This is a genomic window from Microtetraspora sp. NBRC 13810 (genome assembly GCF_030268685.1).
Lineage (GTDB): Bacteria > Actinomycetota > Actinomycetes > Streptosporangiales > Streptosporangiaceae > BSRQ01.
In genome coordinates this window covers 1-501 of sequence record NZ_BSRQ01000068.1, presented here as the reverse complement: position 1 = coordinate 501, position 501 = coordinate 1, and the positions used below count along the sequence as shown (strand labels likewise).

The window sequence follows — 501 nt, the reverse complement described above, 5'->3', positions numbered from 1 at the left end:
ATCAAGTTCTATCTGCGTGAGGGCCTCCTTTTCCCGGGTGAGCGCACCAGTTACAACCAGGCGCAGTACACCGAGGCCCATGTGCGCCGGTTGCGGATGATCAGGGCGCTGGTCGAGGTGGGCGGGCTGAGCGTGGCCGCGACCCGTGACGTGCTGGAGAAGATGTACGCGCCGGGGATGAGCGTGCTGGACTCCGCGGGCAAGGCGCAGTTCGCGATGGCGGCGCCGCGGCCGGTGGTGGAGGACGAGGCGTGGCACAAGGGCGCCGAGCAGGCCGAGTTGCTGCTCGACCGGCTCGGCTGGCAGGTGCGTGAGACGAACCCGGCCCGTCAGACGCTGATCTCCGCGCTGGCCACGCTGTTCCGCCTGGGGCAGACCGACCAGCTCAAACTGCTGGAGGTCTACTCCCAGGCCGCCCGCCAGGTGGCCGAGGCCGAGCTCGACCTCCTGGTGCGGCAGAGCGACTCCGACGCCCTCCTGGAGACCGCCGTGGTCTGGACG

The 501-nt window shown here is 69.7% G+C and carries 1 protein-coding gene; it reads left to right on the top strand.

What is annotated here, in order from left to right; genetic code table 11:
• Positions 1-501: MerR family transcriptional regulator (locus QSK26_RS41475; protein ID WP_285780860.1), on the top strand; the 501-nt coding region annotated here is incomplete at both ends.